Source organism: Peribacillus simplex (genome assembly GCF_900156045.1).
GTDB classification, from domain to species: Bacteria; Bacillota; Bacilli; order Bacillales; family DSM-1321; genus Peribacillus; species Peribacillus simplex_D.
The window spans coordinates 1-16856 of sequence record NZ_FTMX01000015.1 but is presented as its reverse complement, the minus strand read 5'-3'; the positions used below and the strand labels follow the sequence as shown (position 1 = coordinate 16856).

Annotated in this window: 22 protein-coding genes and 1 rRNA gene; 20 read left to right on the top strand and 3 right to left on the bottom strand. The window is 40.4% G+C overall.

Features of this window, described 5'->3' with window-relative positions; all coding sequences use genetic code 11:
* Positions 1–264: 264 nt before the first annotated feature.
* From infA to rpsI, 12 genes are all read left to right on the top strand, one after another.
* Positions 265–483 (top strand): translation initiation factor IF-1, encoded by a 219-nt coding sequence (gene infA, locus BW986_RS27600; protein ID WP_028390440.1) that lies wholly within the window; start codon positions 265–267, stop codon positions 481–483.
* Positions 484–523: 40 nt separating this feature from the next.
* Positions 524–637, top strand: coding sequence for a 50S ribosomal protein L36 (gene rpmJ, locus BW986_RS27595; protein ID WP_003156543.1), 114 nt, complete (start codon positions 524–526; stop codon positions 635–637).
* A 22-nt stretch (positions 638–659) separates the two neighbouring features.
* The gene (gene rpsM, locus BW986_RS27590) at positions 660–1025 is read left to right on the top strand and encodes a 30S ribosomal protein S13 (RefSeq protein ID WP_034304978.1); all 366 of its coding nucleotides are present in this window, start codon (positions 660–662) and stop codon (positions 1023–1025) included.
* Between the two features lie 22 nt (positions 1026–1047).
* On the top strand, positions 1048–1437 hold the full coding sequence (rpsK, locus tag BW986_RS27585) for a 30S ribosomal protein S11 (RefSeq protein WP_028390438.1): 390 nt from the start codon (positions 1048–1050) through the stop codon (positions 1435–1437).
* Between the two features lie 177 nt (positions 1438–1614).
* Positions 1615–2559 carry a DNA-directed RNA polymerase subunit alpha gene (locus tag BW986_RS27580; RefSeq protein ID WP_034304976.1) on the top strand — a complete coding sequence of 315 codons (945 nt, stop codon included), beginning with the start codon at positions 1615–1617 and terminating at the stop codon, positions 2557–2559.
* A gap of 83 nt (positions 2560–2642) precedes the next feature.
* Positions 2643–3005, top strand: a complete 363-nt coding sequence (rplQ, locus tag BW986_RS27575; protein WP_034304973.1) for a 50S ribosomal protein L17 — start codon at positions 2643–2645, stop codon at positions 3003–3005.
* A 368-nt stretch (positions 3006–3373) separates the two neighbouring features.
* Positions 3374–4213 carry an energy-coupling factor ABC transporter ATP-binding protein gene (locus BW986_RS27570; protein ID WP_076372855.1) on the top strand — a complete coding sequence of 280 codons (840 nt, stop codon included), beginning with the start codon at positions 3374–3376 and terminating at the stop codon, positions 4211–4213.
* Positions 4189–5055, top strand: coding sequence for an energy-coupling factor ABC transporter ATP-binding protein (locus tag BW986_RS27565; protein ID WP_076372853.1), 867 nt, complete (start codon positions 4189–4191; stop codon positions 5053–5055). Before BW986_RS27570 ends, BW986_RS27565 begins: the two co-directional genes overlap by 25 nt.
* Complete coding sequence (locus BW986_RS27560; protein ID WP_076372851.1) at positions 5055–5852, top strand: energy-coupling factor transporter transmembrane component T family protein; 798 nt, start codon at positions 5055–5057, stop codon at positions 5850–5852. The genes BW986_RS27565 and BW986_RS27560 overlap by 1 nt, the downstream gene beginning before the upstream one ends.
* A gap of 14 nt (positions 5853–5866) precedes the next feature.
* Positions 5867–6607: a tRNA pseudouridine(38-40) synthase TruA gene (gene truA / locus BW986_RS27555; protein ID WP_076372849.1), complete on the top strand. Its 741-nt coding sequence runs from the start codon at positions 5867–5869 to the stop codon at positions 6605–6607.
* Between the two features lie 267 nt (positions 6608–6874).
* A complete protein-coding gene (gene rplM / locus BW986_RS27550; RefSeq protein WP_034304960.1) occupies positions 6875–7312 on the top strand; it encodes a 50S ribosomal protein L13 in 438 nt (145 codons plus the stop codon).
* Positions 7313–7332: 20 nt separating this feature from the next.
* A complete protein-coding gene (gene rpsI, locus BW986_RS27545) occupies positions 7333–7725 on the top strand; it encodes a 30S ribosomal protein S9 (protein ID WP_034304957.1) in 393 nt (130 codons plus the stop codon).
* Positions 7726–7894: 169 nt separating this feature from the next.
* Here rpsI and BW986_RS27540 read toward each other — a convergent pair whose 3' ends face one another.
* Positions 7895–9349, bottom strand: coding sequence for a DHA2 family efflux MFS transporter permease subunit (locus BW986_RS27540; protein ID WP_076372847.1), 1455 nt, complete (start codon positions 9347–9349; stop codon positions 7895–7897).
* A 170-nt stretch (positions 9350–9519) separates the two neighbouring features.
* Here BW986_RS27540 and BW986_RS27535 point away from each other — a divergent pair, with 170 nt between their 5' ends.
* From BW986_RS27535 to BW986_RS27515, 5 genes are all read left to right on the top strand, one after another.
* Complete coding sequence (locus BW986_RS27535) at positions 9520–10068, top strand: TetR/AcrR family transcriptional regulator (RefSeq protein ID WP_076372845.1); 549 nt, start codon at positions 9520–9522, stop codon at positions 10066–10068.
* Between the two features lie 269 nt (positions 10069–10337).
* Complete coding sequence (locus BW986_RS27530; RefSeq protein WP_076372843.1) at positions 10338–10868, top strand: ECF transporter S component; 531 nt, start codon at positions 10338–10340, stop codon at positions 10866–10868.
* Between the two features lie 577 nt (positions 10869–11445).
* Positions 11446–11871 carry a DUF2521 family protein gene (locus BW986_RS27525; protein ID WP_076372841.1) on the top strand — a complete coding sequence of 142 codons (426 nt, stop codon included), beginning with the start codon at positions 11446–11448 and terminating at the stop codon, positions 11869–11871.
* An 83-nt stretch (positions 11872–11954) separates the two neighbouring features.
* Entirely contained in the window at positions 11955–12671 is a 717-nt protein-coding gene (gene cwlD, locus BW986_RS27520; protein ID WP_076372839.1) for an N-acetylmuramoyl-L-alanine amidase CwlD, read from the top strand.
* Positions 12672–12811: 140 nt separating this feature from the next.
* Entirely contained in the window at positions 12812–13870 is a 1059-nt protein-coding gene (locus BW986_RS27515; protein ID WP_076372837.1) for an Mrp/NBP35 family ATP-binding protein, read from the top strand.
* A 45-nt stretch (positions 13871–13915) separates the two neighbouring features.
* Here BW986_RS27515 and gerD read toward each other — a convergent pair whose 3' ends face one another.
* Positions 13916–14476 (bottom strand): spore germination lipoprotein GerD, encoded by a 561-nt coding sequence (gerD, locus tag BW986_RS27510; protein ID WP_076372835.1) that lies wholly within the window; start codon positions 14474–14476, stop codon positions 13916–13918.
* Positions 14477–14613: 137 nt separating this feature from the next.
* Between gerD and BW986_RS27505 the strand changes: the two genes are divergently transcribed.
* Positions 14614–15294, top strand: a complete 681-nt coding sequence (locus BW986_RS27505) for a KinB-signaling pathway activation protein (protein WP_076372833.1) — start codon at positions 14614–14616, stop codon at positions 15292–15294.
* A 93-nt stretch (positions 15295–15387) separates the two neighbouring features.
* Here BW986_RS27505 and pdaB read toward each other — a convergent pair whose 3' ends face one another.
* Entirely contained in the window at positions 15388–16140 is a 753-nt protein-coding gene (gene pdaB, locus BW986_RS27500; RefSeq protein WP_076372831.1) for a polysaccharide deacetylase family sporulation protein PdaB, read from the bottom strand.
* 132 nt (positions 16141–16272) lie between these two features.
* Between pdaB and BW986_RS27495 the strand changes: the two genes are divergently transcribed.
* Positions 16273–16509: a hypothetical protein gene (locus BW986_RS27495; RefSeq protein ID WP_076372829.1), complete on the top strand. Its 237-nt coding sequence runs from the start codon at positions 16273–16275 to the stop codon at positions 16507–16509.
* 279 nt (positions 16510–16788) lie between these two features.
* Positions 16789–16856 (top strand): 16S ribosomal RNA (locus BW986_RS27490); the annotation flags it as partial.

The following is a 16856-nucleotide window of genomic DNA, read 5'->3' as shown; positions in this document are numbered from 1 at the left end:
CTATTCAAACCTATGTCGAGACTAATTGCTTCTCTATTTCGAGAGTATGTCGGTCACGGAATCGGTCAAGACTTACATGAGGGCCCATAAAATCCTCATTTCGGTCCAACTGATAAAGGTCCTCAGTTAAAGCCTGGTTCTACAAAATGGTGAATACTTGATGCAGAATTGTAAGACTTATGAGGATAATTGGACTGTAGTAATGTTGACGGAAAGATGTGCACCTTTAATAGGTTCACGCATAGAGAAGGGAGAATCACTTTAATGGCGAAAGATGATGTAATTGAAGTAGAAGGCACAGTACAAGAGACTTTGCCAAATGCAATGTTTAAGGTAGAATTAGAAAATGGTCATACTGTTTTAGCTCATGTATCCGGTAAAATTCGTATGCACTTTATTCGCATTTTGCCTGGAGATAAAGTTACGGTTGAGCTTTCCCCGTATGATCTAACTCGCGGCAGAATCACATACCGGTTCAAATAATCCGGTTACGCTCCGATCTGTATAAGGAGGTTAGATAGCAATGAAAGTCAGACCATCAGTCAAACCAATCTGCGAAAAGTGTAAAGTTATCCGCAGAAAAGGTAAAGTTATGGTTATTTGCGAAAACCCTAAACATAAACAAAAACAAGGCTAAATAGAAGGAGGTGCACTCAAGCATGGCACGTATTGCTGGAGTAGATATTCCCCGTGACAAACGTATTGTTATCTCATTAACATATATATATGGTATTGGAAAACAAACAGCGATCAAGATTCTTGCAGAAGCAGGCGTTTCTGAAGAAACTCGCGTTCGTGACTTAACGGAAGACGAATTGAACAAAATTCGTGATATCATTGACAAGCTTAAAGTAGAAGGCGACCTTCGTCGTGAAATCTCCCTAAACATCAAACGTTTAATGGAAATCGGTTCTTACCGTGGTTTACGTCACCGTCGTGGTCTTCCTGTTCGCGGTCAAAATACAAAAAACAATGCTCGTACGCGTAAAGGACCTCGTCGTACTGTAGCTAACAAGAAAAAATAATTAGTAAAGGAGGTTACTTTTCATGGCACGTAAAACTAATACACGTAAACGTCGTGTGAAAAAGAATATAGAAACTGGTATTGCTCATATTCGTTCAACATTCAATAACACTATCGTTACGATCACTGACTCTCATGGTAATGCTATTTCTTGGTCAAGTGCTGGAGCTCTAGGATTCCGTGGATCTCGTAAATCCACTCCATTTGCTGCACAAATGGCTGCTGAAACAGCTGCTAAAACATCAATTGAACATGGTATGAAAACTCTTGAAGTTACAGTTAAAGGACCTGGTGCTGGACGTGAGGCTGCTATTCGTGCACTTCAAGCTGCTGGCCTAGAAGTAACTGCAATTAAAGATGTAACTCCAGTTCCACATAACGGATGCCGTCCACCAAAACGTCGCCGTGTTTAATTTTTCTGTATAGATTTTGTATTCCTGTCAATAATGGGATATAATACTGAGTTTGCGTTCTTACAGAGGATTAATTTTCAGTTGTTGCGCACAGCGGGAACGTATACATGGGGAATTTCGGTTTAAGTGACTTCGTTTACTTGCCGGGGTTTTGACGTTTTGAAGGAGGGTTTATTGATGATCGAAATAGAAAAACCAAAAATCGAAACGGTTGAAATCAACGACGATACCAAATACGGTAAATTCGTCGTAGAGCCACTAGAGCGTGGGTATGGTACTACATTGGGTAACTCCTTACGTCGTATCCTTTTATCCTCACTCCCAGGTGCTGCTGTCACAGCTATACAAATTGATGGAGTGCTACATGAGTTCTCAACAATTGAAGGCGTCGTGGAAGATGTAACATCTATCATTCTTAATGTGAAAAAACTAGCTCTTAAGATTTACTCTGATGAAGAGAAGACGCTGGAAATTGACGTTCAAGGTGACGGAGTCATCACGGCTGCTGATATCACTCATGATAGTGATGTAGAAATTCTTAATCCGGATTTATATATTGCTACAATTGGTAAAAACGGTCATATGCGTATGCGTTTATCTGCACGTCGCGGCCGCGGCTACACTCCTGCTGTTCAAAACAAGAGAGAAGACCAGCCAATTGGTGTAATTCCAATCGATGCTCTTTACACTCCGGTTTCACGCGTATCTTTCCAAGTTGAAAATACACGTGTTGGACAGTTGTCTAACTTTGACAAGTTAACGTTCGATGTTTGGACTGATGGCAGTACTGGTCCGCAAGAAGCGGTAGCACTTGGAGCTAAGATTTTAACAGAGCATCTGAATATCTTTGTTGGTTTAACCGATGAAGCTCAAAATGCTGAAATCATGGTTGAAAAAGAAGAAGATCAAAAAGAAAAAGTTCTTGAGATGACGATCGAAGAATTAGATCTTTCTGTTCGTTCTTACAACTGCTTGAAACGTGCTGGAATCAATACCGTTCAAGAGCTAGCTCATAAAACGGAAGAAGATATGATGAAAGTACGTAATCTAGGTCGTAAATCACTTGAAGAAGTGAAAGCGAAACTAGAAGAATTAGGCTTAGGTCTTCGTAAAGACGACTGATAACATGGCGGAATCAATCCATTATGTTGTGAGCCTTGTTATGGACACACAATATAGAACTTCAACAAAGGAGGGAATCTCTAATGGGTTACAGAAAGTTAGGACGCACTAGCGCACAACGTAAAGCATTACTTCGTGATTTAGCTACGGATCTTATTATCCATGAGCGCATTGAAACTACTGAAGCACGTGCAAAAGAATTACGTTCTGTAGTAGATAAAATGATCACTCTTGGTAAACGTGGTGACTTGCATGCACGCCGTCAAGCTGCATCTTTCATCCGTAACGAAATCGCTGACGCTGAGAATGGCACAGATGCCCTTCAAAAACTATTCAGTGACGTGGCTCCACGTTATGAAGAACGTCAAGGTGGATACACTCGTATCATGAAAGTTGGTCCACGCCGCGGTGACGGTGCACCAGTCGTGGTTATTGAATTAGTTTAATAACAACGATGAAAAAGGGCGGGACAAATGAATATACTCACTTGTTCTATGCCCTTTTTCTTTTTTTAAAATAGAAATTCTTTCATCTAGAAATTCGCATTGAGTGTTACGATGGCTGGCGGAACCTGTATTATGCAGGGAGCCTTCACGTCTAGCTCAAGCATCCCTTCCCGCTTTTGATAAGCGATTATAAGATAACCTGTTTTTCGTAACAGGCCCGCTGTTAGCTGCTCTTAATTTACCGAAAATTCTTTCGGTGGAAGGGGTGCAGCGTTTTTTTATATTTTCAGAAGGAAAAAACGACTATATTTATATTGAGTGAGCAGAGTTTAGTTTAGACGAGTGCAGTCGAGGATGAGGAGGGCCACATAATGAAGAAGCTGGTTTCTTTAAAAAATATTGTTTTTAAATATGAGGGTCAGTCTCGAAACGCCTTGGATGATGTTTCTTTTGATATTCATCAGGGGGAGTGGCTTGCGATTGTCGGACATAATGGCTCTGGCAAGTCGACATTAGCAAAGTTACTGAATGGTCTTCAGTTCGCTAACTCAGGTACCATTACGATTAATGATCAACTTTTGACAGAAGAATCCGTTTGGGATGTACGCCAGAAAATTGGCATGGTTTTTCAAAACCCAGATAATCAATTTGTAGGCACTACAGTTCAGGATGATGTGGCTTTTGGTTTAGAAAACGCCGGTGTTTCTCAGCAGGTTATGGTGGAGCGTGTTCATGGTGCGTTAAATAAGGTTAAAATGAATGCCTTTCTTAATCAAGAGCCGCACCATCTATCCGGCGGTCAAAAGCAAAGAGTGGCCATAGCAGGTGTAATAGCCTTGCAGCCAGACATAATCATCTTAGATGAAGCAACCTCCATGCTTGACCCAAGAGGCCGTGAAGAAGTGCTTGAAACAGTTAGGGAATTGAAGCAGGAAAACGAGATCACTGTCATATCAATCACCCATGATCTTGAGGAAGCTGCCAAAGCCGATCGAATGATAGTCATGAACCAAGGTCGGTTATATCGTGAAGGGCCGCCTCAGGATATTTTTGAGTTAGAGGAAGAATTGATTGCTCTTGGTCTGGATATTCCCTTTTCAGTGAAACTAACCAAGGAGTTACAAAAAAATGGTGTTCGTGTAGTTGATGGGCATTTGACAGAGGAAGAGTTGGTGAAGGATTTATGCGAATTACACTCGATGATGTAGAATACCGCTATCAGGTGAATACTCCTTTTGAACATCTAGCCCTTCATGATGTCAATATTTCAATGGAGCCGGGAACCTATACCGCAATCATCGGGCATACAGGGTCCGGGAAATCCACGCTACTGCAGCATTTGAATGCTCTTTTAAAACCGACGAAGGGTCGTGTTTTCATTGGGGATCGGACGATTGAAGCCGGAAGAAAAGAAAAGGCTTTACGGCCAATAAGACAAAAGGTCGGAATTGTTTTTCAGTTTCCGGAACATCAGTTATTTGATGAAACGGTTGAAAAGGATATATGTTTCGGACCTATGAATTTTGGACTTTCTGAAAACGATGCTAAACAACTGGCCAGGAAAGCCATCGCGCAAGTCGGATTGAATGAGGAAATTCTTGAAAAATCTCCATTCGACTTATCTGGCGGACAAATGCGACGGGTCGCCATCGCTGGGGTACTTGCCATGGAGCCGGAAGTATTGGTCCTTGATGAGCCCACAGCGGGTCTGGATCCGCGAGGACGCAAAGAAATCATGGATATGTTTTATGATCTGCATAAAGCAAGGGGCATTTCAACGATTCTTGTGACACATAGCATGGAGGATGCAGCTAAGTACGCTGATGACATCATTATCATGCACAAGGGTACGGTGTTCAAGAAAGGAACACCCCATGAAATTTTCGCAGAGCCGGAGCAATTAATGGAGCTTGGCCTGGATGTTCCTGATACGGTCCGTTTTCAGCTAAAGCTCCAGAAGGAACTTGGTGTTCGATTTGATCATCCATGTCTTAATATCGGAGATTTAGCGATAGAAATAGATAAAGTCATGAAACGGGGGAACCGCTGATGCTGGATAAAATGATTATCGGGCGTTATGTCCCTGCAAATTCACTGATGCACAAGATGGACCCAAGGGCTAAATTGCTCCTCGTGTTCCTGTTTGTTTGTGTCGTCTTTTTAGCGAATAATGTCGTTTCTTACGGTTTGCTTGCTGTATTCACGATCCTTTTAATCAGTATTTCCAAAATACCGCTTCGCTATCTTTATAATGGGTTAAAACCAATCTTTTTCTTGATCGTATTTACATTCCTTCTCCATATATTTTTTACGAAAGAGGGGGAATTGCTTTTTGAATACGGTTGGTTTGAAATCTATGAAGGCGGTCTGATTCAAGGTTTTTTCATATCCGTTAGATTTACTTTACTAATCCTTGTTACGTCACTTTTAACTTTGACGACATCCCCGATATCCATTACAGATGGGATGGAAGAGCTGTTGGGGCCCTTGAAAAAGTGGAAGATGCCTGTACATGAACTGGCATTGATGATGTCAATTGCCCTTCGTTTCATTCCAACGCTAATGGAGGAAACGGAAAAAATCATGAAGGCCCAAACTGCAAGGGGCGTTGACTTTTCTTCTGGCCCGATAAAGGAAAGGGTTAAATCGATTGTACCGCTGCTTGTTCCTTTATTTGTCAGTTCGTTCAAACGGGCTGAGGAATTGGCAACTGCCATGGAATCAAGAGGATACCGTGGCGGGGAAGGCCGCACGAAATATCGCCAATTGGACTGGAAGACGAGTGATAGTCTTTTGATGGTCTCGATAGGCGTTCTAACGGTCATGTTATTTTTATTACGTTCATAATAAGGAAGAGAACTATGCCAAAATATAAATGTGTGATCGCTTATGACGGCACGGATTTTGCTGGTTATCAGGTGCAGCCAGAGAAACGCACCATACAAAGTGAATTCGAGGCAGTCTTGGCCCAAATGCATAAAGGCACAATTATAAAAGTGACTGCTTCAGGCAGGACAGACTCAGGGGTCCATGCAAAGGGGCAGGTGCTTCACTTTGAATCGCCCCTTACATTCCCTACTGAAAATTGGGTAAAGGCGTTCAGCGCCCTTCTTCCGACCGATATCATCGTTCTGGAAGTCGATATCGTACCTGACGATTTTCATGCGAGGTTCCATACGACTGGGAAAGAGTACCGTTATATCATCGCCCGTTCGAAACTACGGGATCCGTTTAAGCGGAATTACGCCTATCATTATCCCTACCCATTAGATGGGGAGGCGATGAGGGAAGCAATCTCCTATTTGATAGGGACACATGACTTTACAAGTTTTTGTTCGGCAAAAACGGAAGTGGTCGATAAAGTTCGAACCATAAAAGAAATGGATTTTGAAGAGAGCGATGATTTCATGGTTTTCCGCTTCGTTGGGGAAGGTTTCTTGTATAATATGGTGCGTATCTTGGTTGGGACGCTCCTGGATGTCGGCAGCGGCAAGATGTCACCCCGTGACATGAGCGGGATTTTGGAAAAGAAGGACCGCAGTTTTGCAGGGAAAACAGCGCCAGCCCAAGGCTTATATTTATGGAAAGTATTTTACAAATAAAAATATTTTCGAAGTGATACCAGTTTTTTTACAACCAGGAAACGGGATGAAGTCAGTAATGGAGCGGTTTGTCGCTATACTACCCTTTTCATGGAGTTGCAGAGAGTGTTTTATAGACAACTTATCCTAGTGTAACATTCCCTTGACAATGAATATGGGAGAAGTTAATATAATATGGTATGTATTTTAATCCCACGATAAGCCCCGGAAGTTTATTGTGATTGAAAATAAATATAAAAAATTAAAAAGTTTTTTAGGAGGTTAACCATGCGTACGACATTTATGGCGAAAGCTAATGAAGTAGAACGTAAATGGTATGTGATTGACGCTGAAGGCAAAACTTTGGGTCGCCTTTCTACTGAAGTAGCATCCATCTTACGTGGTAAACATAAACCAACTTTTACACCGAACATTGACACTGGTGATCATGTAATTCTTATCAATGTTGAAAAAATCCACTTGACTGGTAAAAAATTGACAGACAAAATTTATTACCGTCACACTATGCATCCAGGCGGTCTTAAAACTAGAACTGCTCTTGAAATGCGTACAAACTACCCTGAGAGAATGCTTGAACTTGCTATCAAAGGTATGCTTCCAAAGAATTCTCTTGGTCGTCAAATCTACAAAAAATTACACGTATACGCTGGAGCTGAGCACCCACACGCTGCTCAACAACCAGAAGTATACGAATTACGCGGATAATTACTAAGGAGGTTACTATCTTGGCACAAGTTCAATATTATGGTACTGGTCGCCGTAAGAGCTCAGTAGCTCGTGTACGTTTAGTACCAGGCGAAGGTCGCATCGTTATTAACGGTCGTGACATCAATGAATATATTCCTTTCGCAGCATTACGTGAAGTTGTTAACCAACCACTAGTTGCAACTGAAACTACTGGAAATTACGACGTTCTAGTTAACGTTAGCGGTGGTGGATACACTGGTCAAGCTGGAGCAATCCGTCACGGTATCGCTCGTGCATTGCTACAAGTTGATCCAGAATACCGTCCATCTCTTAAAACTGCTGGTTTACTAACTCGTGACCCACGTATGAAAGAACGTAAAAAATACGGTCTTAAAGGCGCACGTCGTGCACCTCAGTTCTCAAAACGTTAATTCTATTACCGTTTCGAAAGGCTCTCAACCATTTTGGTTGGGGGTCTTTTTTTGTCCGGAAAAAGATGTTGATCACAGCACGGACCATGAACTTAAATATTAAAAATAATAAAGCATATCTGGGATATCCCAGATATGCTTTATTTTAAAGATTGTATTGTTATCGATTTTAGTTAGGGGATTCACTTTCACTTTTTTTAATTGCGGCTTTTTTCGGCATAAAGCATGCAAAAATTAACGCCACAAAAGATAGGATTAACATGAAAACATAGGCACCACTTGAGCCAAAGATAGAAGCCAATGCCTCTAGTTGTATATCTGTAATGTTTTCATTTTGCATTGATAGCTCAGAGGCATGCGAAGTTGCTTGCATTGTATATACTGTGACGACAACGGCTGTTCCAATAGCACCTGACAATTGGCGGATGGTATTATTTACAGCTGAACCATGGGAACCCAATTCTCTTGGTAAAGCATTCAATCCTGCTGTATTTAAAGGCATAGAAATAAAGCTTAATCCAATCCGTAATAAAATGGTACGAACCATTAAATATATATAGGTTGTGGATTCGTTTAGATCTATGACTCCCCACATAGAAACAATGATAAATACTAAACCTGTAATAAAGAGTGGTTTAGCACCGTATTTATCATACATTTTACCTGTGACAGGGGACAAGAAGGCGTTGATCACAGCTCCTGGCAATAACAGTAAACCTGCTTCAAATGCTGTAAAGCCCCGTCCATTCTGCAAGTAAATTGGTAAAAGAATTAAATCCGCATACATAATCATCGTAATGAGTACATTGATGAAAGATGTGAGCGTGAAAACTTTGTATTTAAATACAGATAAATTTAATAATGGATCGCTGGATTTCATTTGACGTAAACAGAATAGAGCCGTCACGATTATCCCGGCGATAATTGTAGTAATGATAATGGGATTATCCCATCCCTTGCTTCCGGCGCTGCTAAATCCAAATAATATGCAGCCAAAACCAATCGTTGATAAAATGACACTTGTGATATCTAATTTTGCTTTTGTTGTCTCTGCAACATTCATTAAATATTTGAACGCTAGAACAATGACGATTATGATAAATGGGGTTAACCCAATAAACAACCATCTCCATGAAACATATTCAATGATAAAACCAGATAATGTAGGTGCTATGGCTGGAGCAAAAATTATCGCAAAGCCGATTGTCCCCATAATACTTCCACGCTTTTCGCTAGGATATAAATATAAAATGACTGTCATCATTAGAGGCATTATAATCCCGGCACCAATTGCTTGAATCATTCTTCCCGTTAACAGCATGCCAAAATTCACCGCACATGCACTAAGTGCAGATCCGATAAACAAAAAGAACATCGAGCTAATAAATAGCTGCCTTGTTGTAAACCGTTTCATTAAAAAAGCCGTAATCGGCACTAAAACACCGTTTACTAGCATAAATCCCGTTGATAACCATTGTACAGTTGCAGCAGTTACATGAAATACGTCCATTAAACCACTCAATGCAACATTTAATAAAGTCTGATTTAATGTTGATAAAAAACAGCCAGCAATCAGTACAATTAATAAAATCTTTTTATTTCCTTCTGTTATTTCATTTTTCATTCGTAAACTCCTTTATTTTTGACTTGCATTCTCAACATCGTGTCGATAAAATCGATGGTAACAAAAAAATATGTTGCTTACCATGAACAGTTTTCTTAAAAATGTTCACTAATCGACATAGGAATTTATGCTGTCGAGAAAGTCAAAGAAAATCTATAAAGGAGTTAAAAATGTCTATTCCTAAGAAAGAAGACCCTCGTACGATTCGGTCAAGAGAAATGTTTAAGAACGCTGTCATTGCTCTCTTATCCGAGGACCCTGCCATTCCAAATTTAACGGTTCAGAAAATCGCAGCCAAAGCAGGATTAAACCGGACAACATTTTACCTGCATTATCAGGATATTCAAGATTTACTAACACAAATCACCGAAGAGATTTTAAATGAGCTATCTGATAAAATTTTTGCTTTAATACATGCAAAAGATTTATCAGAAAAACAACAGCTAACTCAATTACTTGATTATTTATATATCCATCGAAATTATTTACTCATTTTATTTAAGACGAATCAGTTTGAGGAACAATTGTTTACATTATTAAAGCATTTAGTAGAAATAAGAAGGAAGAATACCAAGAAGGATTTACCTGCTGATTATGTTGACATTGATATTAAAACGGCCTCATTGGTAGGCATTATAATATGGTGGTTAAGAAAGGGGCTTCATTTTAGTTCGGATTATATTGCCAACCAAATTTATTTAATGTACAGAGTGCAATGATACTTAAACCGTTTGAAAGAATCTTGAATTTCATTAAGTCTTTGTTATGCCCGGAATAAAATGAGACCTTTTCATGCCATCCATCCCAGTCTTCCAGACTCAATGCAAATGAAACCCGCGGTGAGGGGCTTCAGATGTTGATGATAGTCATGTTCCATTTGTTTACACATGAGTTTATTTATGTAATACTGAATTTTTTGTAAAATCCATATTTATTAAGTACCTGTTTAGGAGTATGATAATACTTAAAAAAAGAAAGAGGACTTCATATGAATTCAACATACTCACCGATTGAAACTACTAAAACAAAAGCTTTGGTCATCAATGCGCTATTCATTGCATTAACCCTTGTAGCGACAATGTTCATCAACATCAAGCTCCCGATAATGGGTAACGGCGGCCTGATCCATCTGGGTAACGTTCCCCTTTTTATAGCTGCTTTGGTTTATGGCAAAAAAACAGGAGCGATAGCAGGCGCCTTCGGTATGGCCTTCTTCGATCTTTTCTCTGGGTGGGCAGCATGGGCACCGTTTACATTCGTCATCGTAGGAGCAATGGGCTATCTAGCCGGTCTTATATCCGAAAGGGTACCGGGCAAAAGAGAACTTGTATACACGATCGCTGTTGCCGTTGCATTGATCATAAAAATCGTCGGCTACTATTTTGTCGAAGTTATTCTTTATGGTAACTGGATACAGCCATTTGGCTCCATCCCTGGAAACGTGATGCAGGTCGTTATAGCTGGTATAATTGTAGTGCCGCTTGCAGGTCGTTTAAAGAAAAGAGCTGGACAGATATAAACAAAAATAGGAAGCCATTACAAACTTTGTGTTGCACCACCTTTGGATGTTGTACAGCGCTTTGATCCTCAGGCAGTTTAAAAAGGCATCCGGCTAAGTGAACGGGTAATAAATTGAATTCGCTATTATAAAATGTTATATCATTTGAGAAAGGACATCCGTAAACCATGGATGTCCTTTTTATCTTAATGGACTACAGAGCCTGAAGTTCTCATGGAGGAAGGCTGACTTAAGTTTAAGGGAGAACACGACATGAATAATCAGTATTGATCAAGGTCCAAATAGACATGCGCAGTGAGCGACCCAAGTCGGCAAGGTCAGCCTCGGGTAGCTGCCTGAGTGGCGGGTTACGGGAGAAAACTCCAAGTTGTCTAACATTAAGTTTCTTGTGCAGTCTGCACTTTAACAGGTTTCTTATCATATTGCATATCGATATGCCTTTTTCAATTACCTGCTGAACCTATCCTCATTATTTTTTGCCAATGGAATAAATGAATGGTTAAAAATAGAACGCTAAAACTAAATTATGTCTTGGGAAATAATTTTGGGAAATGGGGAATTGCCCCGGAGGTGAATTATGGCTGTGATATTAGGTTTACAGGAGATGCAAAGGGAAAGGCAATTGAAGTTCGAACGTAGGCTGCTCAGGGAACTTTCTATCGAGGATATGAAGGGAAGGATTCAGCGTTACTTCGGGCAGGATCTGATGGATGTTTTGGAGGAAGGCTACTTTGATGTCGCCATCGAGGCTTATTTATTAGGGGCGAACTATAGTAAGTTTGGCTATTATGGTGAGTCGGAAGAAGATGTAAGGTCCAGGTGTTGGAGGGAAGAGAAGTTTTTGGTCGATACTCTTTTTAACTTTATTTTGTATTGGCGGGAAGTTACAGCGAATAACGCTTTCGATGAAGGTTTGTTTTATTGTTGTGAAGGGTTTGTTGGGGATTGGTGGCTGGATGGCTTTAAGACGGGGGAAAAACGATATAAAATGAAACTGCATTAAGAAGGCAAAATTCCCATTCCTTGTTCTAATTTCATGGTTTGTCCCATACTTTTTAGTAGAGAGACCATGGAAGGGGAAAGGTCATGCGCAGAAAGCTGAAATATACAGGGATCGCTATGGGATTGTTTGTCCTTTTTTTAATTGTGACGTTTAAATTTGTTGAAGATGATTCTTGGGACTCCTGGAATCTTCCTTTGGCAGGTAAGGTCATCATCTTGGATGCAGGTCACGGAGGAATGGACGGCGGGGCTAATGTACAAGAGGTTATGGAAAAGGAAATTGCCCTTTCCGTTTCATTAAAGGTCAGGGACTATTTACAGGAACAGGGTGCCCTTGTCATCATGACACGTGAGAAGGATGAAGATTTGGCAGAGGGAAATACAAAGGGGATCCGCCAGCGAAAACAGGAGGACTTACGGAACCGGGTTGAAATGATCAATGATTCGGAAGCGGACTTATTCTTAAGCATTCATTTGAACTCTTTTCCATCAGCGTCATCGAAAGGTGCCCAGACCTTTTATACAAACAGGTTTGAGGAAAATGAACAGGTGGCAAAATTCATTCAGACTGAAATCATTAGAAACCTGGAAAATACAAAGCGCGATGCCAAAACGATTAATCATGTGTATTTAATGAACTATGCCAAGAAACCTGGGGCTCTTGTGGAAATTGGATTTCTTTCGAATTCTGAGGAAAGGGAACGCCTTATCAGTGATAAGTATCAAGAAAAGGTTGCCAGTTCGATTTATATGGGTATTTTACGGTACTTTACAGAGGGAAAACTATCGGATGAAAAGTGATGTCTGGGTCTTGTAAGGTACAAGGCCTTTTTATTATGGGGAGAATCATCAGGTTTCGCATGCGGGGCAGATAATAAGCTTTCTTTCCGTAATATGTTATACTGAAAAATGGGAAAATAAAATTCAAAGGGGTGCTCGACTTGTTAACAGAAGAGAAAGTACTGAATTTATTAAAGGATCTTAAAGACCCTTTTCTACATAAAAACCTTGAAGAGACAAATGGAATTATAGAAATCAAAATAAAACCTGAAAAGAATCATGTAAGCGTTAAACTTGCGATTGCGAAAACGGGGACTGCCGAACAAATGCAAATGCAATCGGAAGTTGTGGACTTGCTGAAAACGAACGGGGCGGAATCGGTGGGCATCCGTTTCACGGAGCTTTCAGAAGAGGAGTTAGCCAAGCATCGTGAAAGCATTCCTCAGGATGAAGCGGACCAAGGTTTGCTTGGACCTAACAGCAAAACACAATTCATCGCGATCGCCAGTGGTAAAGGTGGAGTGGGGAAATCCACGATTTCAGTGAATTTCGCTACTTCACTTGCTCGTTTGGGTAAAAAGGTCGGACTGGTTGATGCCGATATTTATGGATTCAGCGTACCTGATATGATGGGGATAACAAAAAGACCGGTTGTTCGCGGGGAAAAAATCATTCCTGTAGAACGCTTTGGCGTTCAAGTGATCTCAATGGGCTTTTTTGTAGAGGATAACGCGCCGATCATCTGGAGAGGACCGATGCTGGGTAAAATGCTTAACAGTTTCTTTAATGAAGTGGAATGGGGAGATTTGGACTATTTGGTCCTTGACTTACCGCCGGGTACAGGCGATGTTGCTTTGGACGTGCATACGATGCTCCCTTCATGTAAAGAAATCATCGTTACGACACCGCACCCGACTGCAGCCTTCGTTGCAGCAAGAGCAGGTGCCATGGCCATCAAGACAGAACACGAAGTCATTGGTGTCATAGAGAATATGTCATTCTTCGAAAGTAAAACGACCGGTGAAAAAGAGTATGTATTCGGAAAAGGCGGCGGCGTGAAGCTTGCAGAAGAGCTTCGTACAGAAGTTTTAGGTCAACTTCCCCTGCAACAGCCAGATTGGAACGAAGAGGACTTTGCTCCATCCATTTACGCAGCGGACCATAGACTCGGCAGGATTTACGAAGATATTGCCAAAAAGGTCATTGGAAAACTACAATGAAAAAGAAGGCTGATTCCGTTTGGAATCAGCCTCTTTTCATTCTTTTTACTTTTTCTCCTTCTCTACCGCTTTAGTGGCCGCTTTATCCAATTTCTCTTGCATTTTCGCTTGAAGGAGAGGACTTTCCATGGTTTCAAGGATCAGCTCTTTATAGACCGACCGCATCTCCTTGGTTTTTAACAACTTATTCATTTCTTTTTCCATATCCGGTTCTTTCATTATTTCCATGAGCATTCCACGATACTGAGGATCAGCAGTTAAGTCCTTCAATACCTTTTTATGTTCGTCTTCTAATGCTTTAGCATAAGCGGAAGCAAATTCGGGATCATTAAATGTCTTTTTCCAAAATTCCTTCCCTTTATCTGAAGTGACAATATCTTCAATGGATTTCTTAATGTCTTCCGAATCCATAATAAGTTCAGCTTTCGTTTTATCATCAGTGATGATATCCTGGATGGCTTTTTTTCCATCATCTGTCTTCAAGATATCGACGACCATTTTCTTTGTCTCTTCATATTCCATTTTTTCTGCGCCTGCTCCATTTTGAGCACAACCGGAACAAACGAGTAAGAATGACGTGAAAAGCAAAGCAACTCCCACTCTCATACGCAGGGCCCCTTTCATCCTTCTTACTGTTAATATGGTTCCAATCGGCGATATTATTCCTTGGTGGAATAAGTGGATTTTTCCAAATTTGGTTGGTACAATTAAGGAAATGAAATAGAAATGTATGGAGGAAAACAATGAACAGCCGTAATTTAGTTAAATTGTTTTTAACAACATTGCTTATAGGTGGCGTAACGGGCGGGGTTGTAGGGTTCTTGGCTCGATGGAGTGAGTTTAAGCCTTATTTTTCTTCTTTTGATATCAGTGCCATCCTATCAACTTTTATTTGGTTATTCGGTGTTGGATTAATTTTCAGTGTCATAAGCCAAGCCGGCTTTTTTGCCTATTTAACGATACATCGTTTTGGTCTGGGGATATTTAAAAGCGCTTACTTATGGAACGCCGTTCAAGTTGTACTTATTCTTTTTGTTGTATTCGATCTTGTTTACCTGCGATATCTTAGCTTTGGTTCAGGAGAGGGGATCAGTTCCTACATCGTGTTAGCATTGGTTGTATTGGCTGCAGGGCTCATTACAGCTTATTTCAAAATGAAACAAACGAATAAACAGTCGTTCGTACCGGCCTTATTTTTCATGGTCGTGGTCACGGTTTTGGAGTGGATACCTGTCCTAAGTGCCAATGATGAAAGCTGGCTTTACTTCATGCTGTTTCCGTTGCTAGTCTGCAATGCTTATCAATTATTGGTTCTGAGCAAATTGATTGAACGTTCACAAAGGGAATTGGCCAGTAAAAGAGGGAGTAAGCAAACTCCTGCAAAGGGAAAGATGAAAGCCGGTGAACTGGGTAAAGGCAGCTAACCTATTTGTAAGTCGATCCATACATAAGGAAGTCAAAACAAAAAAACTGCGTACTAAAGGCTCATGGAGACCATTAGTGCGCAGTTTTTTCAGTCAGCGGATTTCCTCACTGCTTGCTGATGAATTGGAAATCATCTCTGAAACGTTTACGAAGTTCAAATTTTTTGATCGAAGTTCACTTATTAACTCCGGTAAAGCCTTATTCGTTTGTTTTGCTGAATCTGAAGCATGTAATAAGATGATATCACCCTTCTGTGCCTTGGTGATGTTCTGAACGATCCGATCCACACCTGGATTGGTCCAATCCTTTGAATCGATGCTCCAATGGACAACTGTATAACCAAAATTCTCGCTGATCTTTAAGAGGCGTTTATCAAAGTGGCCGGTGGGAGCACGTAAAAGTTCTATATTCTTAACATTAAGTTTTTTAAATGCTTCCTGGGCTTTAGAAATATCCCGGATGATTTCTTGATCTTCCATTTCGGAATAATCCTTATAATCGTAACCAAGCATGCCGATTTCATATCCTTCTTTAACAATTTCAGCTACTATGTCCGGATGACGTTCAGCCCAAGATCCCGCGAGGAAAAAAGTGGCCGATTTAATCTTTTCTCTTTTTAATGTCTCTATTATTGGAGCGGCTTTCTCATCACCCCAGCCAATATTGAACGTGATCGCAACATTCTTTTCCCCTTTATAAACCGCTTTCGGCCCATCTTCTGTAGAAAAAACGGGGGCATGTAGAATGTTTTGTACAAAAAGAAACCAAGCGGTAAAAAGTGCCGTAAGCAAAATTAGCGAATAATATTTGATGTTCTTGGCTTGAAGCACCATGAAAAATTTCATTAATCCATCCCCTTGTCCAAAGTACTCTTGTTTTCAAATTTATGCGTGAGGATTGTTGTTATGCAAAAAAATCAGTTGAAAATTCATAAAATTAGTGGGAATGGGGAAAGCTGTCTGATGGAGGTGTGAACCATGCTCGGTTTATTGATTAATGACAAGGAAAAGATGGAATTGGAGTACCTTTTAAAAAGGGAGATGGATGAAATACTATTCGATTTGCAGGATGACAGAATCGATCACTTAGTCAAAAGGGCTATAAACGAGAAATATAATATTCTTTTCAGGCTGTTTAAAAGGGTGAGCACCGAGGAGGAATGCCTGATGTATATGAGGGGGAAAACGAATTTATCCAAGTGGAATCAGTCATGATATATAAATGTGAATTATATTCAAAAAATCTATTGACTATTGGTTTATACGCTGGTATATTATAAAAGTTGCTGCAACGTAATAGCTTTTGAAAAAGAATGAAAAAAACTTTTTTAAAAAAAGTTGTTGACGAAGTGGTAATAAGATGTTAAGATATTAAAGTCGCTAAGAGAGAGACGGCGATCAAATTGCTCTTTGAAAACTGAACAAAACAAAGCGCCAACGTTAAATTTTAAGTGAGCACACACTATCAAAAAGCAAATGAGCAAGTCAAACATTTCTTCGGAGAGTTTGATCCTGGCTCAGGACGAACGCTGGCGGCGTGCCTAATACATGCAAGTCGAGCG